Source organism: Pollutimonas nitritireducens, assembly GCF_002849615.1.
In the GTDB taxonomy this organism is placed as follows: domain Bacteria; phylum Pseudomonadota; class Gammaproteobacteria; order Burkholderiales; family Burkholderiaceae_B; genus Pollutimonas; species Pollutimonas nitritireducens.
The window spans coordinates 87,466-110,232 of the sequence record NZ_PDNV01000011.1 but is presented as its reverse complement, the minus strand read 5'-3'; the positions used below and the strand labels follow the sequence as shown (position 1 = coordinate 110,232).

General features: G+C 58.1%; 17 protein-coding genes. 8 read left to right on the top strand and 9 right to left on the bottom strand.

The window, feature by feature from the left end:
- Positions 1-674: 674 nt before the first annotated feature.
- Both CR155_RS16825 and CR155_RS16820 read left to right on the top strand, forming a co-directional pair.
- Positions 675-1,583 carry a LysR family transcriptional regulator gene (locus tag CR155_RS16825; RefSeq protein ID WP_102071195.1) on the top strand — a complete coding sequence of 303 codons (909 nt, stop codon included), beginning with the start codon at positions 675-677 and terminating at the stop codon, positions 1,581-1,583.
- 287 nt (positions 1,584-1,870) lie between these two features.
- Complete coding sequence (locus CR155_RS16820; protein ID WP_011633148.1) at positions 1,871-2,704, top strand: TlpA disulfide reductase family protein; 834 nt, start codon at positions 1,871-1,873, stop codon at positions 2,702-2,704.
- Between the two features lie 568 nt (positions 2,705-3,272).
- Here the strand turns inward: CR155_RS16820 and CR155_RS16815 are convergent.
- A complete protein-coding gene (locus CR155_RS16815; protein ID WP_011633147.1) occupies positions 3,273-3,575 on the bottom strand; it encodes a helix-turn-helix domain-containing protein in 303 nt (100 codons plus the stop codon).
- Positions 3,576-3,943: 368 nt separating this feature from the next.
- On the opposite strand from CR155_RS16815, the gene CR155_RS16810 reads away from it, so the two are divergent.
- Positions 3,944-4,603 carry a LysR family substrate-binding domain-containing protein gene (locus tag CR155_RS16810; RefSeq protein WP_011633146.1) on the top strand — a complete coding sequence of 220 codons (660 nt, stop codon included), beginning with the start codon at positions 3,944-3,946 and terminating at the stop codon, positions 4,601-4,603.
- Between the two features lie 307 nt (positions 4,604-4,910).
- Here the strand turns inward: CR155_RS16810 and CR155_RS16805 are convergent, their stop codons facing one another.
- Positions 4,911-6,359 carry an aminotransferase-like domain-containing protein gene (locus CR155_RS16805; RefSeq protein ID WP_102071194.1) on the bottom strand — a complete coding sequence of 483 codons (1,449 nt, stop codon included), beginning with the start codon at positions 6,357-6,359 and terminating at the stop codon, positions 4,911-4,913.
- A gap of 108 nt (positions 6,360-6,467) precedes the next feature.
- On the opposite strand from CR155_RS16805, the gene CR155_RS16800 reads away from it, so the two are divergent.
- Positions 6,468-7,076, top strand: a complete 609-nt coding sequence (locus CR155_RS16800) for a LysE family translocator (protein ID WP_233214380.1) — start codon at positions 6,468-6,470, stop codon at positions 7,074-7,076.
- A gap of 23 nt (positions 7,077-7,099) precedes the next feature.
- On the opposite strand, the gene CR155_RS16795 is transcribed toward CR155_RS16800, so the two are convergent.
- Complete coding sequence (locus CR155_RS16795; RefSeq protein WP_102071192.1) at positions 7,100-8,071, bottom strand: DUF6282 family protein; 972 nt, start codon at positions 8,069-8,071, stop codon at positions 7,100-7,102.
- 138 nt (positions 8,072-8,209) lie between these two features.
- Positions 8,210-9,136, bottom strand: a complete 927-nt coding sequence (locus tag CR155_RS16790) for a LysR family transcriptional regulator (RefSeq protein WP_102071191.1) — start codon at positions 9,134-9,136, stop codon at positions 8,210-8,212.
- A 128-nt stretch (positions 9,137-9,264) separates the two neighbouring features.
- On the opposite strand from CR155_RS16790, the gene CR155_RS16785 reads away from it, so the two are divergent.
- On the top strand, positions 9,265-10,815 hold the full coding sequence (locus CR155_RS16785; RefSeq protein WP_102071190.1) for a CoA-acylating methylmalonate-semialdehyde dehydrogenase: 1,551 nt from the start codon (positions 9,265-9,267) through the stop codon (positions 10,813-10,815).
- A 50-nt stretch (positions 10,816-10,865) separates the two neighbouring features.
- On the opposite strand, the gene CR155_RS16780 is transcribed toward CR155_RS16785, so the two are convergent.
- The 5 genes from CR155_RS16780 to CR155_RS16760 form a co-directional block, all read right to left on the bottom strand.
- Entirely contained in the window at positions 10,866-12,164 is a 1,299-nt protein-coding gene (locus tag CR155_RS16780; protein ID WP_102071189.1) for a PQQ-dependent sugar dehydrogenase, read from the bottom strand.
- On the bottom strand, positions 12,161-12,589 hold the full coding sequence (locus CR155_RS16775; protein ID WP_102071188.1) for a DUF2231 domain-containing protein: 429 nt from the start codon (positions 12,587-12,589) through the stop codon (positions 12,161-12,163). Before CR155_RS16775 ends, CR155_RS16780 begins: the two co-directional genes overlap by 4 nt.
- Positions 12,590-12,680: 91 nt before the next feature.
- Complete coding sequence (locus CR155_RS16770) at positions 12,681-13,592, bottom strand: cation diffusion facilitator family transporter (protein ID WP_102071187.1); 912 nt, start codon at positions 13,590-13,592, stop codon at positions 12,681-12,683.
- A gap of 9 nt (positions 13,593-13,601) precedes the next feature.
- Positions 13,602-15,674, bottom strand: a complete 2,073-nt coding sequence (metG, locus tag CR155_RS16765) for a methionine--tRNA ligase (protein ID WP_102071186.1) — start codon at positions 15,672-15,674, stop codon at positions 13,602-13,604.
- Between the two features lie 187 nt (positions 15,675-15,861).
- Complete coding sequence (locus CR155_RS16760; RefSeq protein ID WP_102071185.1) at positions 15,862-16,110, bottom strand: hypothetical protein; 249 nt, start codon at positions 16,108-16,110, stop codon at positions 15,862-15,864.
- A gap of 92 nt (positions 16,111-16,202) precedes the next feature.
- On the opposite strand from CR155_RS16760, the gene apbC reads away from it, so the two are divergent.
- Genes apbC through CR155_RS16745 form a run of 3 tightly spaced genes read left to right on the top strand, consistent with a single transcriptional unit; the run spans position 16,203 to position 22,721 of the window.
- Complete coding sequence (gene apbC, locus CR155_RS16755; RefSeq protein WP_102071184.1) at positions 16,203-17,288, top strand: iron-sulfur cluster carrier protein ApbC; 1,086 nt, start codon at positions 16,203-16,205, stop codon at positions 17,286-17,288.
- Positions 17,289-17,292: 4 nt separating this feature from the next.
- Positions 17,293-19,065 carry an autotransporter assembly complex protein TamA gene (locus CR155_RS16750; RefSeq protein WP_102071183.1) on the top strand — a complete coding sequence of 591 codons (1,773 nt, stop codon included), beginning with the start codon at positions 17,293-17,295 and terminating at the stop codon, positions 19,063-19,065.
- A 5-nt stretch (positions 19,066-19,070) separates the two neighbouring features.
- Positions 19,071-22,721, top strand: coding sequence for a translocation/assembly module TamB domain-containing protein (locus CR155_RS16745; protein WP_233214388.1), 3,651 nt, complete (start codon positions 19,071-19,073; stop codon positions 22,719-22,721).
- Positions 22,722-22,767: the final 46 nt, after the last annotated feature.

Genomic DNA, 22,767 nt, shown 5'->3' with positions numbered 1-22,767 from the left:
GTGTCTGCATGGTCAAAGATTCTGACCGAAGATGCATGTACGAGAAATAATGCCGAAAAATGATGTGGCCTGAGTTAGCTTCTTTAGATGTTTTATGTCTCTTTATTGATGGTATAAAAAACTCATGAAAAGCTCGTCTCAGCAGTTTAGGGATACTTCGAATGAGCTCATTACATTTTTGTAATTGATGCGTCATCAAACTGTCATCATCGTGTGGGTAGAGTCTTGAAGTTAACATTGCCCGTCTTTAATCAGGGCATTGTAACTTTGAAGAGCCGAGTAAATAGTATATGGGCGAATGCACAGTTGATGAGGTTTTGTGGATATCTCCCTCCTTCCCTTATAAGCAGATACACATTATTTGGTCTTAGTGTCAGGACCTGTTGCTTACGCTATTTCACTGCATTGACTGAGAACCTACTCCTTTCAGCAAGTGGCAAATTATTTTGATATCGAATATCACTCAGATAGTGGGTTTGTTGTTATTTCTCGAAGCTATTCAGCATAAGCGTGCTGTTATAGCCTTTGCTAGGAATTCATGGTTTTGAATCGTTTGTTTTATCCTCTATTTGTTTACTATAAAGATGGTTGGGTGCGTGATTGGTATCGGCGTAGTGCTAGTGCGGCGTTAGATCAACGTATCATGCGGGATCAGCAGCTGGAGGCGGTCTAGAATGGAATTACGCCATTTACGTCGCTTTATCGTACTGGCTGAGGAGTTACACTTCACTCGCGCAGCTGAGCGGCTGCACATTGAGCAGTCGCCGCTGTCGCGTTCCATCAAGGAGCTGGAGGGCGAGTTGGGTGTCGCGTTGTTTAAACGTGATCGAAGTGGCACGTCCTTGACTCCTGCAGGTGAGGTTTATTTGCTGAATCTGCGTCGGGTATTTGACAGTCTTGACCAAGCTGCGGTGAGTGCTAAGGCCGCAGCAGCAGGTTATCGCGGTATGCTGCGTATTGCAGTCTCTGATGGAGCAGCCGAACCCCGATTAGCAACATTGCTGGCGCACTGCCGTGAGGAAGATCCTGAAGTAGAGATCCACTTGTTTGACGTACCACTAGCCGAGCAGTTGAGGGGGCTGCGAGAAGGCGTGTTTGACGCTGGCTTTGCTCACTCGTGCGATACGGGAAACGATATCGTTGCTGGTTTTGTCTGGAGTGATCCGCTGGTAGTGGTTATGGCCGCACGTCATCCCTTGTTGGTGCACGCACAAATCCCGCTGGATAAATTGCTGCGTTACCCGCTGGTGATGGGTCATCCTTATGAGTGTGAAGGTTACCTACAGCAGATTGTCAAATTGTTGAGTGAGGTTAATGCCGAACCTATTGTGGTCGGACAGGCTAGCTCCTTGGGGATGGCCTTGACACTGGTGGCAGCAGGCTATGGCCTGTGCTTTGTCACCGCCTCCCAGATCGGCATGTACGGACACCCGGATGTGGTTGCCCGAGAATTGCAAATGCCTCAGGGAGAAGCGAAATTGATGACTTACCTTCTATATCCTCGGACTGGCGTTTCTGAACCGTTAAGTCGATTTATTAAACGAATTCAACCTAGAGGGTCTGACAACACGCAGTTTCTGTAGCCGGTTTCGAGCGCTGCAGCATTGTCTATTGGCGGTGTCTTGGTGAAAAAACAGCCTGGGGCGTCTCAACTCAAATTGGCTTAAGAGAATGAGTGTTATTTGGCTAGTAGATTTTTGGGTGTCAGTGTAGACGGATATATAGCGCTACTTAAAATATATTGAAGCATCATGGAGTTGCTTATGCTTATACAGGTGGAATCGGATGGCACGAAACGCCAAAGTCTGCACGTGGTGGGTGAGATTGGTGCGTACGGATTACTGGAGCGCTTGGACGGGAAGAGTGTGTCATGATCGGTGTAGGTCCATTTCCCATACAAGTTTTCACCATTATCGGTGCTGTGCTGCTGGGCTGGATGACAGCTCGCTTCGTGGCTCGGCGAATGCCTGAAGTGTCTTATAAGACTGCAGGATCAATGATTCTCGATGCCGTAGTTTGGGGTTTGTTGGCGGCTCGTTTGATATACATTGCTCAATGGTGGGATGAGTACTCGGCAAAGCCCATGTCCATGCTTGCAATTGGCGATCGTGGGTTCTCTTGGTGGGCTGGCATTGTAGTAGCGGTTGCTTACATTTGGTGGCGAACCCGTTTGACCCAGGCGTTGCGTGGTCCTGTGTTGGCGGGCGTCATGGTCGGGGTTGTAGCCTGGGCTGTCGCGGGTGGTGTGTTGAACCTGATGCAAAGCTCCGCACCACCTTTGCCAGACTTGCAGTTGGCCACACTGGATGAGCGTTCCATTTCACTGAGTGCGTATGCGGGGCGCCCGATTGTGCTAAATCTTTGGGCGAGCTGGTGTCCACCATGTCGCCGTGAGATGCCAGTATTCGAACAGGCTCAGACGGAGTTTCCTGGCGTTGCTTTTGTTTTGGTCAATCAGGGGGAAAACCCGAAGCAGGCGCAGGCGTTTCTTGAGAGTGAGGGTCTGAAGTTAACGGACATCTTACTTGACCCCGCTTCTGAGCTCATGCGACTAATGGGGTCGCGCGGCTTGCCAACCACATTGTTTTTTGATGCACAAGGGCGCATGGTTGACTCGCATTTAGGTGAAATTACAATGCCCAGCCTAAAGGATAAGATATTGCGTCGTTTTGATCGATCATCCGTATCTGGTACAGGTAAGTAATAACCGTATTTGCACAGTCCTTACGTTTTTCCCCCATTGTTGCCGTCAGTCATCTTGCTGATGATTGGCGGCAATCAAGTGGGCAGCTTAGAGGGTCTATCAGTAGTCTACGCACCGTAAATTGACAAGATGATGCAGCGTCCCAAATTTTGACCACCGACACGCTTTTCGAATTGGAGAGTTTGCTAAAGTGGCGGGAGGTTGTGAGGTTGGCCCTGGGTACAAGTGGCTACGGATGAAGGTTTGATGGCTGTACAAGTTGTCTGACTCAGCTTGTGTGGAGAGCAGTGACAGGTCGTATTTTGCCAATGTTTCTTTATGTTTCTACTAGAATGAACGTTACTGTTCGCCAATGTGCATGGTTACGTGCCACTGCAATACTGGTGCTCGCAGGCGGCATGCATGCCTGATATTCTCGCTATCGTCTCGTGGAAAAGAAGCTGATTGATGACTGGATTAATCATCACACTGGAAATGAACTATATATTTAGTTGTGGAAGCGGTTCAGCCAACTGATCGGCTTTAGCTCCCAAAGGCTCTTCAGACATTGTCGCAAATTGTTCACGAACTATCCTTTGGATGTGATCGCTGCAGCCTGGAGGTTTTGCTCGGTGACCGCTATCAGTTCACTCGCGCTTTTGTTCAGTGCCCTGGCGATACGCAGAATAATCGCGAGGTTCGGCATATGCTCTCCACGTTCGATCTTCCCCATATGCGAACGTTCGATGCCTGCTAGGTGGGCGAGTGTCTCTTGCGCGATGCCCAGCTCTGTTCTTGCTGCCCGAACGGCCATGCCAAACGCAATGGCTGGTCCTGCTTCATAGGTGGTGGTGCCGGTTGGCCGGCCTCGTTGGATAGTACGTTTCTGCATTAGCAAAAGCTTCGTACGACACCACAAATTAAACCACGTTAAATTTAACTCATGATAAGATTTAAGGCTTGTTTTGGAAGTTGCGCTGCCGTTTTCAGCTAATTCTTGGGCCGTTGCCGTTAAGTGTGGGGTCGTCCGTTAAATCCCAAACTCGGGAATTGAGCGGAGAGGATACGAGCGAAGTGTTGAACCAGACTCTTGTTTTGAAGAGAAGGTATTAAGCAGTAGTTGAAGGCGTGAGCTTTGATGCAATACACGCAGTTCTATCAGCCAGGTAGCCGTTCGGCTAGTTCAGCCATAGCGAAAACTTTGGCATGATTCCGGCTTTTAGCGAAGAGCGATAGTCCTTTGCAAATAAGGAGAACAACATGCCCTCCAACGCTGATCGGCGACCTTTGCGAATCGCCGTATCATTCGGCGCGATCCACGCACAGCTGGCAACACTGCTGGCCCGCCAGCGCATAGAGGAACCTGAAACGCCCGTAGCACTGTATGAGGTTGACCCTGTAGAGCAAATCGCGGGTCTCAAAGGCAGACGCTACGAACTTGGATTTACTCTTGATGCGAGGGCCGAGCACGGCCTGAAGATGCAGCCGCTCTGGTATGACGAACTGGCGGTCATGCTGCCAGTGCGCTCGCCATTGTTGGCCTATCCAGTCATCCCTCTGTCTGCACTTGTAGACTATCCAGTGGTGATGTGGCATTCCGAGGTCTGCGCGGCCATGCATTATTACGTGCAAGCTTTGTTCGTGGAGGCTGAAATAACACCATACGTTACGGCCCAGGCGCGCAGTTTTGAGTTCATGGCAGCTGTGGTGGCGGCCGGGTATGGTGTCGGCCTGGCCGCACGCTCCCGGATTGATGAGGCGCAAGAAGCCGGGATTGTCGCGAGACCTCTTCACGCAGACGGTCACACGATTACAACGTTTCTGATTTATTGCGACGAGGTTTCGGAGAGGGTCAAGCGATTTATTGAGCGGGCGCGGCGCTGTGCTGGCACGGTCTCGCATCGTGGGGTGGTAGGTTAAAGTGGCAGTTCTCCCCGTTTGCTCCGAGATAGACTACGAGCTTATTCTCGCGCAATAAGGCTCAATAAGACTGTGCGTCGTTGTGGCATTAGTCTGCATGTTTTCGTAAGCGTTGTGTAGAGCTCGACGGCTCTCTATGGCCTTCGCCAGACATCGCGTATTATAGTCGTCACGGATGGGTACATTATTGGGTACATCCGTACTACACGAATTGAATAAAGCTTTTATTAATCAAGGGAGTAGGCGGGCTTTACTGTTTCCTTCACCCGCTCCATACAACCGTAGGTTGATGTAGCGCCCATCTGCATCATGTATCCGGATGGCGTCGGCTGGCCTGCAACAGATTCTCCAAGACCTTCCAGTCATGCCGGTTGTCCACCATCGACACGGCGATCCGAAGATGGGAAGAGGGCGCCTGACGCGGCGAAAACAGTACGCCAGGCGCAAACAGCACGCCCAGCGCGGCCGCTTTGCGCGCGAGCGCTTCGGTATCGACGCCGCAATCCACCCACACAAACATGCCGGCATGGGGTTCGTGCGCAATCGAGCACTCCATCGCCAGCAAGTTTTTGATGCATTTGTCGCGCGCCTGATCGACGCGGGCGCGCAGCCGCTCGACATGGCGCCGGTATTGCCCTTCGACCAGTATGCGGCACACCACCTGTTCGCCGAGCTCCGGCGTCGTAAGCCCGCCCAGCAGTTTCAGATCGACCAGTTTTTCTATCATGGCGGGTGCTCCCGCCACATAGCCCACGCGCAGGCTGGCTGCCAGTGTCTTGGAGTAGCCACCCACCAACATTACGCGGTTCAGACGGTCCAGCGCGGCAAGGCGCACCGGACCACCTGGATGAAAATCGGCATAGGTATCGTCTTCGACCAGCAGAAAGTCGTGCCGCTCGGCAATGCGCAGGACTTCGTAGGCGATGCCAGCCGACAAGGTGTGGCCGGTGGGGTTATGGACGGCGGTATTCAATATGAACAGCTTTGGGCGATGCGTTTCGGCCAGGCGCGCCAGGGCTGCCACATCGGGGCCATCTGCCAGGCGCGGCACACCCACGACGCGTGCGCCCAGAGCTGTAAGCCGCCCGAAAATCAAGAACCACCCTGGATCTTCCACCAGCACTGTGTCACCCGGCCGAACGACCAGGCGGACGATAAGATCAAGGCCATGCGTGACACCCGCCACCGTCATCAGATGGTGGTCCGGATGCGCGGGGACATCCTGCGCCTGTAAACCTGAAGCGATCTGCTGGCGCAGTGCCCTGAGCCCATGGGGCACGCCGTAGCTCAACATGCTGCGACCGATGCTGCGGCCGACCGAACGCACGGCCGCTGAAACCATTTCTTCATCCAGCCACGCGGGCGGCAGTAGACCCGCGCCGCCCGGCATGTCCTGCGGAGCGCCGTCCCGGAACATGCTGCGCAGCAGGAAAGCCGTGTCGAACGCGGCACCGGGCGCCAGTGTGCTGTTGACGGCGGGCAGGGCCGCGACAGAGGAGGGCGGGCAGACATAAAAGCCCGCGCCTCGGCGCGACTGCACCAGCCCTTGCGCGACCAGGCGGTCGTAGGCCTGCACCACGGTGAACCGGCTGAGTCGGGCTTCCTTGGCCATGGCCCGCACCGATGGCAGGCGCATGCCGGCGCGCAAACCGTGGTTGCGAATCCGTTCGCTGAAATGCTCGCTCAGCTGATCGGCGAGCGATATGCCCGACTGGCGCAGCGGTGCCCAGGGGGACACGGGGAATGAGTGTGTCATGGTGAAATGACCAGGCCAGTTTTTATAGTGAACAGGATAATTGTACCGGTACTGTATTGGTTTTGTCGCGTAGCATGATGCCAGAGCCAACCTGCGACTATGCGAAACATGACCTTGAACCTTTTACTGCCGCTGGCCCTGTTTGCCTTCGTCAGCTCCATTACGCCCGGCCCCAACAATGTGATGCTGACCGCATCGGGAGCCACCTTCGGTTATCGCCGCACATTGCCCCATATGTTGGGCATCAGCGCTGGGGTGGCGGTGATGTTGTTGATGGTCGGCGCCGGTCTGGGCACGGTGTTCGAGACCGTGCCCATGCTGTATACGATGTTGAAATACGCCGGTGCGGCCTATCTGCTTTACCTGGCCTGGCGTATTGCAAGTGCAAGCGGCATGGACGGTGACACGTCGCGTAGCCGGCCGTTCACCTTCTTTGAGGCGGTGGCCTTCCAATGGGTCAATCCCAAGGCGTGGATCATGGCTGTGGGCATTGTGGCCACTTACACGCCGCGTGACGGATTTTTCCAGAACCTGATTGTGGCTACGCTGGTGCTGTCGATGATCAATTTTCCAAGCATCAGCGTATGGACGCTCTTCGGCAGCGCATTGCGCCGGCTGCTGCGCAAGCCCAGGGCGATCCGGTGGTTCAACGTCGGCATGGCCCTGTTGCTTGTCGCGTCGCTTTATCCCATCGTGCTTGAACACTTCGCAACGTAGTGCGCCGCATGAACCTCCCCCGCTTAGATACCCAATAGCTTCGCCGGGTTCTTACGCATCATCTTGTCGATGTCTTCGTCCGATACCCCAGCGGCCTTGACCGCAGCGATCTGGTTTTCAATGCCGTCCGGCGGTGTCATCATGCCTTGCTGGCCCAAGTCGCTTGAAAGCACCAGATGGTCGGCGCCTATCTCTTTGACGGCCTTGGCGACGCTTTCTGCGTCCACTTTATCCCAGTGTGTCATCCACTTGTACTGCGCCGCCGGGCCGGTGAGGAATTGCAGGTAACACAGCTCGATCATTGCCCCCATTGAGGTGACTTCCCTGGCCTGTTCCATCGTCAGGCCGGGGATATTGGTGAGCCCGTGCGTGATCAGGATGTTGTTCACGCCAAGCTCCTTGGCGCGCTTGACGACGGTGAGCACCTCGTCGGCCGACACATGGCCAGTGGCCAGGATCAGGTTCTCGCGGGCAATGATCTTCAGAATTTCTTCCATCTCGGGCGTCACCTTGCCGTCCACCGCCACGACCAGGCCCGATTTTTCTTTGTCTACCAGCGTCTTGACATGTTTGTCTGAGTCAAACGTGGGCAACCAGACGACTTTTCCCCTGCCTCCCGACATGCGGTGCATCCATTCCACGGCCGAGGGGTTGAGGCCGCCCACAGACTTGTTCAGCACGATGCCGCCCCACACTTCTATGCCGGGCACTTGTTGCATGGCAATCGCCGCACGGTCGTTGGTGGTGACCACATGGTTCTTGATGACAATGCCGCGCATGCCTTTGCGCTTGGCTATGGTTGCAAGCTCGAAGTCGGTCAAGGCCCTTCCGAAGACATCCGGGTCGGGATGCACGTGCATGTCGATCACGCCCGCGGCGGGGCTGACTTTTGGAGGGGGCGGGGGAAACCCGACTTGGGCATTGGCGAGATTGACGGCTCCGATGAAGCCGGCTCCAATGAAGCCAACAAGCACCTTCTTATTGATTTTCAACATTGACGTCTCCTTTAGCAGTGGGTGAACTTTGCTCGGACATGCAGCGTGAATCGGGGGATGAAGTGCAGCTGATGTGGAGTGTAGTGAAGGTCCGACTGCGCAAGAAGTAGCTGTATTCAGCTTTGCACGATAATATTTTTATGCTTTCGCCTGCAGCTCGCTTTTCAAGTGGTCGACAAACGCCCGCACGGCTCGCGGAACATATGCGCTATAGGGCCTTATTGCATAAATGGCGTTGCCAAACGCGCCTACCGGTTCCCAATCGGGCAGCAGGTGTACCAGTCGTTTTGCGCTGACATCTTCCTGGGCGCTGAAGTCGGGCAGCAATGCTATGCCCTGGTCGGCCATCACGACGCCGCGCAGCGCCTCGCTGTTGTTGGCGCTGAAATTGCCGCGCACGGCGACGCTATGGCGGTCGGCATTCCTCCCAACCGGAACGAAACTCCAGGCTGGCAAGGCCGCGGAACGCAGGTAATACAGGCAGTTGTGCGTGCTGAGGTCGTCGGGCGTCTTGGGGACTCCGCGCTTTGCCAGGTAGGCGGGAGTGGCGACCAGCAGGGTGCGCGAGGGTTGCAGCAGCCATGCCACGTGCGTTTCGGGCACGCTGCTGGTATGGCGTATGGCCAGATCGAAACCTTCTTGGGCCAGGGAGCTGACGTGATCCGACAGCTCGATTTCGATGCGCACATCGGGGCAGTTTTCCAGGAACTTGCTCATCAGGGGGACGATTTTCTGGCGGCCCAGTGCGACGGGCACGGTGACCCGCACAACGCCCCGGGGGATTTCGGCCAGGTCCAGAATGTTGTCAAAACTGCGCTCGATGGCGGTAAAGGCCTGCTCGGACCCATCCACCAGTGCCTGGCCCGCTTGCGTCAGGCGCACGCTGCGCGTGGTGCGCCGCACAAGCGCGACCCCCGCAAGCTGTTCCAGTTCCGCAATGCGCAGACTTACCGCGCCCTTGCTGACACCCAGGCGTTTGGCCGCGGCGGTGTAGCTGCCTGAGACGCCCAGCATGCTTAGCCAGTAGATGTGCGACCATGGCAACTCGGTCTTGTGTTCTTTCATGGGGCTTCCCAGTTTTTATCTCCATTGTCTATTAATTTAAACAATGAATCCAGTGATCTGGACTTGTGGCAGTGGCTTTCGATACCTATACTTTTTCCCATCGAGCACCCTTATGCAAGGACATGAAAATGAAAGATCAGCACGCCAGCGTCGCCATCCCGGTCAACCCCCAGGCCGCCTATACCGATGGAACTGACATCGTCAATTTTATCGCTGGCCAGGTTCGAGCCAGCAGCAGCGACCGCAAGCAGGGGGTTTACAACCCGTCAACCGGGCAGGTCGCCCGGCACGTCGTGCTGTCCACCGTCGAGGACGTGAATGAGGCGGTGGCGGCGGCCAAAGCGGCCTCGCAAGCCTGGGCAGATACTCCGCCGGTGCGGCGTGCGCGCATCATGAACCGGTTTCTGCAGTTGATGAACCAGAACACCGACGTACTGGCTGCGATGATCACCGCCGAACATGGGAAAGTGTTCACCGATGCGCAGGGCGAAGTCGCCCGCGGCATTGATGTCATCGAGTTCGCCTGCGGCATACCCCAATTGCTCAAGGGCGACTATACCGAGCAAGTTTCCACTGGTATCGACAACTGGACCATGCGCCAGCCGCTGGGCGTGGTGGCGGGAATCACTCCTTTCAATTTCCCCTGCATGGTGCCTTGCTGGATGTATCCAGTAGCAATCGCTGCCGGCAATACCTTCATCCTCAAGCCCAGCGAGCGCGACCCCAGCGTGTCCATCCTGATGGCCAAGTTGTTCAAGCAGGCAGGTTTGCCGGATGGGGTATTCAACGTAGTCCAGGGCGACAAGGTGGTGGTGGACGCGCTGCTTGAGCACGCAGACGTGGCGGCCCTCAGCTTCGTGGGTTCGACGCCTATTGCGCAGTACATCTATGAACGCGGCGCGCATTTTGGAAAGCGTGTGCAGGCGCTGGGCGGGGCGAAGAACCATATGGTCATCATGCCCGATGCCGATATCGAGCGCACGGTCGATGCGCTTGTGGGCGCGGCCTATGGTTCGGCCGGCGAGCGCTGCATGGCGATTTCCGTTGCAGTGCTGGTGGGCGAGGTGGGCAAGAAGATCGTGCCTATGCTGCAAGAGCGTGCCCGTTCGCTCAAGATCAAGGATGGCATGGCGCTGGACGCTGAGATGGGGCCGGTCGTGACCAAAGAGGCTTTGCAGCGCATCGAAGGCTATATCGCCACCGGTGTGGAAGAGGGCGCCGAGCTATTGGTTGACGGCCGCGGCTACAAGGTCGCCGGTAATGAGTCGGGCTTCTATGTCGGCGGCACCTTGTTCGACAAGGTCACTCCGCAGATGAGGATATACAAGGAAGAGATCTTCGGCCCCGTGTTGGTCTGCGTTCATGTCGATGATCTCGGCGGCGCCATCGACCTGGTCAACAAACATGAATTCGGCAACGGCGTTTCGTGTTTCACCAGCGATGGCCATACGGCCCGTGAATTTTCTCGCCGTATCCAGGTCGGGATGGTGGGTGTGAACGTGCCCATTCCTGTTCCGATGTCCTGGCATGGTTTCGGCGGCTGGAAGCGCAGCCTGTTTGGCGATATGCATTCCTACGGCGAAGAGGGCGTTCGTTTCTATACCAAGCAGAAGTCCATCATGCAGCGCTGGCCGGAAAGCATCAACAAAGGCAATGAGTTCAACATGCCTACCATGTAGGGTGTGTCGACATGGCGCCAAACCAGCGCCATGTCGGTCAAATGGCGCTGCTAACCGGCTTTTGCCGGCGTCACGCGCCAGATGGTGTTCGACAGGTCGTCGGCAACGATAAGGGCGCCGCGCGGATCAACCGTCACGCCAACCGGGCGGCCGCGCGTCGTGCCATCGCTGTCGCGGAAGCCGGCAACGAAGTCCACCGGCGGGCCGGCAGGGGTGCCATTCTGGAACGGCACGAAAACCACTTTGTAGCCTACGGGATCCTTGCGGTTCCAGCTGCCGTGCTCACCGACGAAGACGCCGTCAGCGAACTTTTCGCCCATGGCTTCGCTGGAGAAGTCCACGCCAAGCGCGGCGACGTGCGCGCCCAGACTGTAATCAGGCTTGATCGCCGCGGCGACTTTTTCAGGATTCTGAGGGCGGACGCGCTCGTCCACGTTCTGCCCCCAATAACTGTATGGCCAGCCATAAAAGCCGCCTTCGCGCACCGCGGTGAGGTAGTCGGGGACCAGATTCGGCCCAATCTCGTCGCGTTCGTTCACAACCGCCCACAGCTGTCCGGTATCGGGCTGGATGGTCAGCGCAGTCGGATTGCGCAGTCCCGTCGCATAGGGTTTGTGTTCCCCGGTGCTGGCATTGACCCTCCACACCAGGGCCCGATCAACCTCGGCCGTCATGCCGCGCTCGGTGATGTTGCTGTTCGAACCGATGCCGACATACAGGTACTGCCCGTCCGCACTCGCGGTCAACGCCTTGGTCCAATGGTGATTGATCGCCGACGGCAGCGCAGTGACCGTCTCGGGGGCAGACTCCGCTTTGGTCTGGCCTTCTTTGTAGTCGAAGCGGACCAATGCGTCTTGGTTGGCAACGTAAAGGCTGTTTTCCACTAGCGCGAGCCCGTACGGGGCATTGAGATTTTCGGCGAAGACGGTTTGTAGTTCGTAGACCCCGTCGCCATCCGCATCGCGCAGCAGCGTCAAGCGGTTGCCGCCCTTGACAGCGGTGTTGCCCTGAGCCTTGATGCGTCCGGCGATTACATCTTTCGGCTTGAGATTCGGTGCGCCGCCGCCTCTGCCTTCGGCCACCAGGATGTCGCCATTGGGCAGCACCAGCGTCTGGCGCGGAATTTTCAGGTCTTTGGCGATGGCACTGATCGAGTATCCGTCTGGTACCGTCGGCAGCTTATCCCCCCATTCCGCCGGTTCTGCGATGACCATGTCCGGCATTATTCCGCGTTCCGGCTTGGAAAGGTCGGGCGAGGCGCCGTACTGTAGGGGTTCCGACTCGCCGCCGCTGCATGCCGCAAGCAGTGCGGAGAACGTGGCGGTCGTGATCAGGTATGCGCTTCTCATTTCCTTCCTCCGATACGCGGCGTGCAAAAGCCGTACCATGTGGCCATGATGGCGAGCACGGTGACAATCACCGACATGATCAAGCCGCCGGGCATGCTTGCCCATGCGTCGCGCGCATGCATCAGGGCATTGAAGAAGCCCAACACCCACGTGATCAATAATAGTGCGGCATACATGAAGATGCCCGGAGCGCGTCGATGGGAAAAGCACAGGTCGATGATCGCGAATATAAGTGCGATGCCCGTAAGTACCAGCCCGCCGGCGATCAGCCAGGATGCGAAGTTGTTCCATTGGATTTCATAGGATGAGGCGTAGGCCGCATCACTGAGAGCCGCACCCAGGAAAAGGGGTAGGGCGCCCGCGAGTAATACCGCATGTAGCGGATAGATGGTCTGAGAATACCGAGGTACGATGGTATGGGCCACTGATGAACTCCTTTCCGGATGGCGCTTGATGCGTGACGGTTGCGAACGGCAGCCAAGCAAGTGGCGTGCCTGGCGGTATCAGTGCGTGGTCTTAGAGGGGCTGCCGCAGCACAGCGGCATTGACGACGACGGGGTCGAAGTGCGTGGTCACGTCCAGTACCGGCTCATATTGCATGACCCGCTTGCGCGCCTCGGTCGCAATGATGTGTCCCTGGGCTATAGTCAGGGCGCCGTCCATTTCCAGGTCAACCTCCACCCAGATCATGTCGCCCAGCTTGCGGGTCTTCAAGGCATGGATGCCTTCCACGCCAGGCGTGGACAGCAAATGGTTACGGATGCGCTTTTCGGTATCTTCGTCCACGGCCTGATCCATCAAGTCGTTGAATGACACGAAGAAAAACTTCCATCCCATGCGAACAATCATCAGCCCCACGATCAGCGCGGCTAATGGATCGGCCAAAGGGAAGCCGCTAATGTTGGCCAGAATGCCTATGGCCACGACAAGGGACGATGCGGCATCGGAGCGGGCATGCCAGGCATTCGCGGCCAGCATGGACGATCTCACCCGCTTGGCCACATGCAGCAGGTAGCGGAACAGAACTTCCTTGGACACGAGCGCCAGCAGGGCCACGGCCAGCGCACTGCTATGCACCTCGGGGATAAGGCCCGGACTTTGTAGTTTCTGGAAGCTGGCCCACAGCATGCCCAGGCCCACCGACAACAGCAGGGCGCCAATGATCAATGCAGCAGCAGTCTCGAAGCGACGGTGACCATAGGGGTGGTCGGCGTCGGGGGCTTTCATGCTGTGCTTGTTGGCCACCAGTACCACGCCATCGGACACCAGGTCAGACAGTGAATGAACGGCATCCGCCACCAGGGCGGTGGATTGGGCAAACACGCCGATGACAAGTTGGGCCACGGTAAGCACGATATTGACCACGACACTGACCATCGTGCTGCGATGACCTTCCATCTGGCGGTCGGGGTCGACGTGTACACCCATAATCTTGCCTTAGTTGATGCGCATGCCTGGCTGGGCGCCCGGCCACGGTTCCAGGATATAAATGCCGCCGTCCACCTTGTCGTCGCCATGGCTGGCAGCCAGCACCATTCCTTCAGACACGCCGAAACGCATTTTGCGCGGCGCGAGGTTTGCGACCAGAACGGTCAACTTGCCGATAAGGTCGGCCGGCTGGTAGGCCGCCTTGATGCCAGAAAAAACTTGGCGATGGCGGCCTTCGCCCGCGTCCAGTGTAAGGCGCAACAGTTTGTCGGAGCCTTCGACCGACTCGCAGTTGACGATGTGTGCAATGCGTAGATCGACCTTGGCGAAGTCCTTGATGTCGATGACCTCGGCAATGGCTTCTCCGCCCGGGACCACTATGAGTGCTGCCGGTGGTTCGAACAAGTCGTCCAGCATCTTGGGCTCGACACGCTGCATCAGATGTTTAAAAGGGGAAATCTGGTCAGGCAGTTTGCCGGCATCGGACCACAGGTAAGCCGTGTCGCCGCCGAACAGGTCGCGTGCGACTCTGTCGGTCAGTATCGGCAATACGGGCGTCAACATGACTGAAAGGGCCTTGAAGCCGGCCAGCGCCCGCGAACATACGTCTTGCAGGACCGCCTTCTGTGCGGCGTCGGCATCTGCCATGCCTTTGGCCATGACCCACGGTTGCGCGGCGTCGAATGCCTGGTTGATGTGATCGGCATGCGTCATGATCTGGCGGATGGCGCGGCCATACTCACGGAGTTCGAAATCGGCCCGCACGTGTTCCGTGACCTGTTTAAGCTCTGCTACCAGCGCTCCGGCATCGCCCAGATAAGCCAGTTTTCCGTCGAAATGCTTGCTGATGAAGTTGGCGGCGCGGCTTGCAATATTGACGTATTTGCCGATCAGGTCGCTATTGACACGCGCAATGAAATCATCCGGATTGAAATCCAGGTCTTCGACGTGCGCATTGAGCTTGGCGGCAATGTAGTAACGCATCCATTCGGCATTCATGCCCAGTTCCAGGTAGCGCAGCGGCGAAATACCGGTGCCTCGGCTCTTGGACATTTTCTCGCCGCTGACGGTGATGAAGCCGTGCACATGTAGTCCGTCGGGGGTTTTGCGCCCTGAGAACTTCAGCATGGCGGGCCAGAACAGGGCGTGGAAGTACACGATATCTTTGCCGATGAAGTGTACTTGTTCGGTATCGCTTTCCGGATCCAGCAGCGCGTCGAAGTCGATGCCCAGTTGCTTGCAGTAGGCTTTCAGCGAGGCCAGGTAGCCGACGGGCGCATCCAGCCAGACGTAGAAGAATTTGCCGGGTGCATCAGGTATGGGTATGCCGAAATACGGTTCATCGCGAGAGATGTCCCAGTCGGCCAGGTTTGCCTCGCTGTCGGCCGTGCCGGTGCCCAGCCACTCGCGGGTCTTGGCCAGGACCTCGGCCTGCAGGCGCTTGTTGCCGCTGGCATTGCTGCCAGTGGTCCAGGCTTGCAGGAATTCAACGCAGCGCGGATCGGACAACTTGAAGAAAAAGTGCTCCGACGACTTCAATACCGGGGCGGCATTGGTCAGGGTTGAATAGGGATTGATCAACTCCGTGGCCGCGTACACGGCGCCGCAGACTTCGCAGGAATCGCCGTATTGATCTTTGGCGTGGCAGCGCGGACACTCGCCCTTGATGTAGCGATCGGGCAGGAACATGCCCTTGACCGGATCGTAGAATTGCTCGATGACCCGGGAGTTGATGAAACCGGCGGCTTTCAGGCGCTTGTAGATGTCTTGCGACAACTCCACGTTCTCGACGGAGTCCGTGGAGTGCCAATGGTCGAACTTGATATGGAAGCCGTTCAGGTACTGCGGCCGTTCCGCGGCGTAGCGAGCCACCAGCGCCTGGGGCGTGATGCCTTCGCTTTCGGCCTTGAGCATGATGGGCGCGCCGTGCGCGTCGTCGGCACCGACGAAATGCACCGTATGCTGCGACATTCGCATCGACCTCACCCAGATATCGGCCTGGATGTATTCCATGATGTGGCCGATATGAAATGATCCATTGGCGTAGGGCAGGGCAGTTGTGACGAATATCGTGCGCGGCATGTCGAATCGTTATAAAAGACTAAAGAAAACGATTTTAGGGCTTTCGCGCGTATATTGCTCGGACAACGGTAACGATTCCAACGCGGGCCGCGCTGGCGGGGACATTATTGTGTGAAAACGTAAGTGGCGGTGTGCAGAGGGACGCCGGGGCGTCAATACCCTGGCTGCCGGGCGGCCTGCCGGGCTGTTACGGAATTTCCCTCATTTCGATGTCGGTCACATCTTTGTTTTTAAAGACATTATTGGTCTCGGAGGCCCTGCGCCTATCGGCCCAGTACGCCTTTACTCCGAACGGACGACCTTTGACGCGGGCCACCACATAGAGGATGCCGATGGCAATGGCGGTAGACACCATGAACACAATCGCCATCGCCATGCCGAAAATGGCCAAGACAAAGAAAAGGATGCCGCGGATAATTTGATTAAATATATTCATCGTAACTATGTAGACCCCGTGAGGGGAAAATAATTCCCTCAATCCGCTATTCTTGAGGCTTCGGTACATTTTTCCACGTAAAGGCTATTGATATGAGCTTGAACCCCGACCAACTAATCGCTACGCTGTCCGAAGTGATAGACCCCAATACGAAGAAAAAACTGGCGGTCACTTCAAAGAATTGCGAAATCCAGCTTGAGGGCATGGATGCAACTATCACTGTACCCCTCGGTTATCCATCGCACAATGGGCATCCGGAGCTGCAGAAACGTATTGAAACCGCTTTGGCGGAACAGGGCGTCAAACTCAAGTCCCTGCGCTTTACGACACGCATTGCCACGCATGCGGTGCAGCCTGGCCTCAAGCCCATGCCCAACATTCGCAATATCATCGCGGTTGCGTCCGGGAAAGGCGGGGTTGGCAAAAGCACGACGGCGGTGAATATTGCCTTGGCGCTGGCAAGCCAGGGCGCCAGGGTGGGTCTGCTCGACGCCGATATCTATGGACCCAGCGTGCCGATTATGCTGGGTTTATCGGGCAAGCCGAAAAGCCTGGACGGCAAGACCATGGAGCCTTTGGTGGGCCATGGCTTGCAGGCCAATTCAATCGGTTTCCTGATCGAGGAAGATTCACCCGCCATATGGCGCGGCCCTATGGTTACGCAGGCGCTCACGCAATTATTGACGCAAAGCAACTGGAACGACCTTGACTACCTTATTGTCGACATGCCGCCCGGTACGGGGGATATTGCCCTGACCATGGCGCAGAAGGTGCCGCTCACCGGCGCCATCATAGTCACCACGCCCCAGGACCTGGCATTGGCCGATGCGCGGCGCGGCTTGCGGATGTTCCAAAAGGTCAATGTGCCGGTGCTGGGCATTGTCGAGAACATGTCCGTGCATATTTGTTCCAACTGTGGCCATGCCGAACCTATATTCGGCGAGAACGGAGGTCGCAATATGGCTGCCGAATTCAATCTGCCCTGGTTGGGCGCGCTGCCCTTGCAATTAAGCATCCGCACCCAGACCGATTCGGGCACGCCCAGCGTCGTCGCCGAGCCGCAAGGCGAGCCGGCACGCGCCTATCACGCCATCGCCTCGGCGCTGGCGGCCAACGTGGCGGCATTGCCGCTCGACGTGGCTGCCAAGATGCCTGGCGTGGTCGTCCGGAAGACTTGACTGAATGCGGCGTGGCATTGCCTGCGTGATCTGGGCCCTGGGCGTGGCGCAAGGCGCGTACGCAGCCAAGCCCGAGGTTGTCATAGACCCGGGTGGCGTTTCGCCCGCGGCATTGCAGTCGATCAACGGCGCCATTGAAGCCATCACCCGACTGGCCGAAGACCAGGACGGCGGCGAAGTCACGCGGCTGCGCCGGCGTGCGCGCGATGCCACCTTGTCGGCGCTCCAGACACAAGGCTACTACGACCCGAAGGTCACGCTGGAAGTAGGCCAGGATATACGCGGAGAAACCTGGGACATCATCATCGAGCCGGGTGACATTTCCCGGGTGGATGACGTACAGCTGGGGTTCAGCGGCCAGATTACGCGTCCGGAGTTCGCCGGCCGCGTCGCCTCGCTGAAAAAACAATGGCCTCTTGAAAAAGGCATGCCGTTTATCAACGAGTCCTGGAGCAAGGCAAAGTCGACCTTGCTGGATGATGTCAGCCGGAAAGATTTCTTTTTTGCCCGCTTGACCAACACCCAGGCCACGGTGGACGCGGAAAATGCGCAGGCCGATCTCTTCGTGGAAGTCGAAAGCGGCCCCCGGGTCCGGATGGGCGAGATCACCATGATAGGGCTCAAGCGCGTGCCGCCCCAGCTCATCAATCGTTATATTCGATACACGCCGGGCGACCCCTATGACCAGGACAAGCTCGATGAATGGCAGCAGGCGTTGCAGTCCACCTCATTCTTTCGCGGCGCCTTTGTCACGCTGAACCAGGACCAGGCCGCGCAGAAGGTGCTGCCCAATGGCGAAATGGAGTTGCCATTGCGCGTCCAGGTGTCCGAGGCGCCCGCACGGCGTGTGACCACATCCATAGGGGTAGACAGCGACAATGGGCTGGGTGTTGAAGGCCTGTACCGGCAGAACGTCGTGTTCGGGAAGCCTGTCTGGATCGAAACCGGTCTGGGGCTGGACAGGAATCGCCAGCGGGCCTTTTTCGATGTGCACCTGCCGCCTACCAGCAAAGGTTACAAGGATGCAGTGGGTGTACTGTACGAGCACAGTGATATCGAAGGGTTGGACAACTCACGGCTGGGACTGGGCTGGAAGCGCCGCCAGGAACGCAAGGCCGCTGGTGACAGCCGGGTGGAATACGAGACCCAGTGGGGGCTTGTTGCCGCCTACGACAAGACCGATATCAGCGGCGCCGAGACCTTTGAAGTGCCCACGATGGTCGGCACCTGGCAGTGGCTGCGCCGCGACGTGGATGCGAAATACGACCCGCGCGAGGGCAACCTGGTTGACTTCGGCCTGGGCGCTGGCGTGACGATGGACAAGGGCGAACCTTTCTACCGCAGCGGCCTGCGTGTGCAGCAGTGGTGGCCCGTCGGCGCGCGCGATGTGCTGACCCTGCGCGGCGAAGTGGGCAAGGTCTGGTCGCAAACCGACAGGCTACCGCAAGACTTTGGCTACCGCACGGGCGGCGCGCGGTCCATACGGGGCTACCGCTATCAAAGCATAGGGCTGGAGCGAGGCGATGCTATTATCGGCGCGCCTGCATTGGCTGTACTCAGCGTGGAGTACACGCACTACTTTACCGAACAGCTGGGCATGAACTTTTTTGTGGATGCCGGCGATGCGGCGGAATCTTTCGGGGAGATGGACGTGGCACTGGGCTATGGCCTGGGACTTGCTGTCAGAACACCGGCCGGACCATTTTTTGTTGACGTCGCATACGGACAGCGCGAGCGCCGCCTGCGTCTGCATTTCTCCCTGGGTATTGCGTTTTGAGCATTGTGTTGCGCTGGCTGCGCGGGATTCTTATCTGGCTCGGTCCCGTTATCGTCGTGCTGCTGTTGGTATTCAGCAGTTTCCTGTATTGGGTTCTGGCCACGCCTGCCGGCAGCCGGTGGGCCGTCGTCACGGCAGCCGAGCAGCTTGGCGGCAAGGTGGCGGGGGTGTCGGGCAGCATCTGGAACGGACTCTATGTCGATGACTTCGACGCCGGCTTTCCCGGCGCAAATGTAAAGCTGGGTCGCTTTCACCTGCAGGCGCGCTGGCCCGAATTGCTGCAGCGGCGTTTGCATCTGCAGGCGTTGACGGCGGACTCGGTCACGCTCAACCTTGCGCCCAGTCCTGACGACACGCCGGGGCAGCCTTTTTCCATGCCGACACTGCCTTTCAGTATCGTCATTGACCGCCTGGCCTTGGACGAATTGATTGTCCACCAGGACGGCGACCCGATTCCAATGAGCATTCGTGATCTCGACACGTCGATCACCGTGGATCAGAATGGCGGCAAGTTGGTCATCCAGAGCGTAGAGCTGGGACACGAACAAACGCTTGCCACTTTCAAGGGCGAACTCGATGTTTTAAGCCTTGCTGATCCGTGGCCGAGCCAGGCGCACCTGACAACCCAGGCGGTGGGGTTGACCGCCGATTCCCCACTGTGCCTGAATCGTTACCTGCCGTCCTTGCCGGCCAGGAAAACCGAAGGGCAGGCGGGCACGGTGATTGCGCCCGCGCAGCCCGGAGAAAGCACCCCTTGTTCCCTTGATATCGATACGACGATCGACGGCAGCATGGAAGCGCTAGGCGTCGTCATCAAAGGAAGTGGCCAGGGGATGAGTCTGGACGCCGATATATCGCTGGCGCCGCGTGCAGCGTTTCCACTCAAGGCCGGGAAGGTTGCCCTGCAGCTGGCAGACGGTTCGTCCTTGCATGCCGACCTGGAGTGGTCGTCCAGCACGGACGGCAATGCCATCCTGGACCGCGTGGTGGGAACCCTGCGCATGGATAAGCTGGATGTGGGCCAGCTTGTGGGCGATGCCATACCGCCTGCCGTCATCACCACGTCAGCCGATTTCGATGTGCAGCTGCGCGGGCACAGTGAACTGGTCTCGGGCAACGTGGCCTTGAACTTTGCCGAGGGCTCGCGCTGGAACAAGCAGCCGCTATCGGGGGAGCTGAAGGGCACGATACGCAATTCGGCAATAGTGAGGGGGGGCGTACCCCAGGGGCCATCGGCCGGGACATCTGGGCCCGAGGTGCCCACGCCCGGCGAACCCGCAGCGGCATCGGCCGTGCAGCCGTCCGCCGCGCCGCTGTGGCAATCCCTGCAACTGGCTTCGCTGAACATGGACTTGCGTCTGGGCAAGAACCACCTTCGTGCGCAAGGCGGGCTGGGCTCGGTTCACACTGACTTGAAGCTGAACATGGCGGCGCCCGAGCTCGCAGCGTTCTGGCCGGGTCTGACGGGCGGCGCAAGCTTGATCGGGCAGGTCGCCGGCACGCCAGCGGATCACAAGGCGGAGCTCACTGCCCACTATACGCCGGACAAAAGCAAGCCACAGCAGGTTGGCAGCGCCGCCGCCAAAGCGACGCTGAAGCTGGAAGGCGCCTGGGGACCCGGCCCCAAGGAGCTGGGCAGCATCCAGGGCTGGCGCGGAAAGATATCATCGCTGGACGTCGATCATGCCGGGCTGGGCCTGCACTCGGACACCAGTACCGACATCAGTTTCCTGCCGGGCCAGACGGCCCCCGCATGGCAATGGCAGGTCGGCAACACCCGCATGGATTTCGTCATGGGTGCGCGCACACTGTTCACATTGAATCACCAGGGTTCGCGAGGCGGGCCGGGACGCTGGGAGACAAAAGGCGCCATTCCCAGCTTGCCGGTCTCGGCACGCCTGATCGAAGACCTGCGCAAGAAACTGGATCTGGCTGCCAAGGAGAAAGCTGATCGGGGCGGGATCACGATCAAGGCCAACAAAGGGGATGACAAGTCCGAGGTCGTGTTCGCCCTGGACTGGGATCTGAAATTCGCCGGCGCCTTGCAGGGCCAGGCCCATATCGAGCGCGTTTCCGGCGACATCATGGTGCCTGCCGAGCCCGCATTCCCGCTGGGTATGCAAGCATTTTCCCTGGATTTGGACGCCAAAGCCACCAATGGCGCAACCAGCCGGCTGACGGCGGATCTGAACCTGAAAACGGCGCGCATGGGCAAGGTGTCGGCCAGCGCCCAGACCTTGATACATGCCACGCCGGGCGGAGGCATTGTGCTCAACCCCCGGGACGCCAAGACAGTGAGGATCAACGCCACTATCGACGACCTGGGCTGGACCAGTCTTTTCCTTGACGATACGATGGAGCTTGGGGGGGCGGTGCAGGCAGACGTGCAACTGCAAAGCAAGCCTGATGGCACATGGAACAGCTCGGGCACCATTTCAGGCCAGAAAATACGCCTTATTCGAATCGACGACGGCATACGCTTGCTGGATGGCACGCTGTCGGCCAGGCTGCAGGATGAGCGGCTGATCCTCGACAGCCTCAGCTTCCCTGCATTGCTGCGGGTCAAACCCAAGGAATGGCGAACGGCGGAATGGCTGACCACGAACCCGGAGGCCAAAGACGGCACGCTGACAATCACCGGTGACTGGAATTTGTTCGACTCCAGCGGAATCATTGACGTGGACCTGTATCGCTACCCCATTTTGCAGCGTTCTGACCGCTACGCCATGATCAGCGGCAAGTTGCGTCTTGCCATCGCCCTGCCCAAGATTGCCATCAATGGCGCCGTGACGGCCGATGCCGGCTGGTTCGACCTGGACATGCTGGGCGGCATCCCCACGGTGGACAGCGACGTGGTAGTGATGCGCCCTGGCGACGAGAAGAAGGCGCCGGTCGTGCCCATGGACATTTCCATGGATCTGGATGTGGATCTCGGGCGTCGTTTCTACCTGACCGGCTATGGCTTGAATTCCGGTCTGACCGGACAGATGCACATAACAATGCGTCAAGGCAAGCTGACCGGTGTAGGTGCCTTGACTACCCGCGGCGGAGCAATCGAGGTTTATGGCCAGCGCTTGCAGTTGCGCCGGGGAACGGTCACCTTCCAGGGCGATATCACCAGCCCAGTCCTGGACATCGAAGCCTTGCGCACTGGCCTGGCCGTCGAGGCGGGGGTACGCGTGGCGGGAACGGCCAAGCGGCCGCGCATAGACCTGGTCTCTTATCCCGCGGTCAGCGAAATCGAAAAGCTCTCCTGGCTATTGCTGGGGCACGCGGCGGACGAATCGGGTGGCGATGTGGCCTTGTTGTTCTCGGTCGGCACGTCTTTCCTGGGCAGCGGCGAGCCGTTCTACCGCAAATTTGGCATTGACGAAGTGGGCTTGAAGTCGGGCGAACTCGGTAGCGCTGGCAGCATCCTGCCTGCCGAAAGCGTGGTCAGCGGCCTGGATAGCGGCACCAGCGATATCGAGCGCAAATTCCTGTCGGTCAGCAAGACGCTGACCAGCGGTATTACCTTGAGCATCCAGCAGGCACTCTCCGATACGGGTACGGTCGGTCGGGCCAGCTACCGTCTGGCGCGCGGGCTTACCGCCGAGCTCAGCCTGGGAACGATAAACGGGCTCGCCCTGGTGTATCGATGGTTCTCGCGGGACTGATTTTTGTTTTTTTTCCACTGGGGACATGCTGGCTGCGTAAGAGCGA

Excerpts from the sequence above, each read along its gene's own strand:
- CR155_RS16750 (WP_102071183.1), top strand. The coding sequence starts at position 17,293 with ATGCGGCGTGGCATTGCCTGCGTGATCTGGGCCCTGGGCGTGGCGCAA.
- CR155_RS16770 (WP_102071187.1), bottom strand. The coding sequence starts at position 13,592 with ATGGGTGTACACGTCGACCCCGACCGCCAGATGGAAGGTCATCGCAGC.
- CR155_RS16785 (WP_102071190.1), top strand. The coding sequence starts at position 9,265 with ATGAAAGATCAGCACGCCAGCGTCGCCATCCCGGTCAACCCCCAGGCC.
- CR155_RS16810 (WP_011633146.1), top strand. The coding sequence starts at position 3,944 with ATGCCCTCCAACGCTGATCGGCGACCTTTGCGAATCGCCGTATCATTC.
- CR155_RS16780 (WP_102071189.1), bottom strand. The coding sequence starts at position 12,164 with ATGAGAAGCGCATACCTGATCACGACCGCCACGTTCTCCGCACTGCTT.
- CR155_RS16805 (WP_102071194.1), bottom strand. The coding sequence starts at position 6,359 with ATGACACACTCATTCCCCGTGTCCCCCTGGGCACCGCTGCGCCAGTCG.
- CR155_RS16760 (WP_102071185.1), bottom strand. The coding sequence starts at position 16,110 with ATGAATATATTTAATCAAATTATCCGCGGCATCCTTTTCTTTGTCTTG.
- CR155_RS16815 (WP_011633147.1), bottom strand. The coding sequence starts at position 3,575 with ATGCAGAAACGTACTATCCAACGAGGCCGGCCAACCGGCACCACCACC.
- apbC (WP_102071184.1), top strand. The coding sequence starts at position 16,203 with ATGAGCTTGAACCCCGACCAACTAATCGCTACGCTGTCCGAAGTGATA.
- CR155_RS16790 (WP_102071191.1), bottom strand. The coding sequence starts at position 9,136 with ATGAAAGAACACAAGACCGAGTTGCCATGGTCGCACATCTACTGGCTA.
- metG (WP_102071186.1), bottom strand. The coding sequence starts at position 15,674 with ATGCCGCGCACGATATTCGTCACAACTGCCCTGCCCTACGCCAATGGA.
- CR155_RS16795 (WP_102071192.1), bottom strand. The coding sequence starts at position 8,071 with ATGTTGAAAATCAATAAGAAGGTGCTTGTTGGCTTCATTGGAGCCGGC.
- CR155_RS16820 (WP_011633148.1), top strand. The coding sequence starts at position 1,871 with ATGATCGGTGTAGGTCCATTTCCCATACAAGTTTTCACCATTATCGGT.
- CR155_RS16800 (WP_233214380.1), top strand. The coding sequence starts at position 6,468 with ATGACCTTGAACCTTTTACTGCCGCTGGCCCTGTTTGCCTTCGTCAGC.
- CR155_RS16825 (WP_102071195.1), top strand. The coding sequence starts at position 675 with ATGGAATTACGCCATTTACGTCGCTTTATCGTACTGGCTGAGGAGTTA.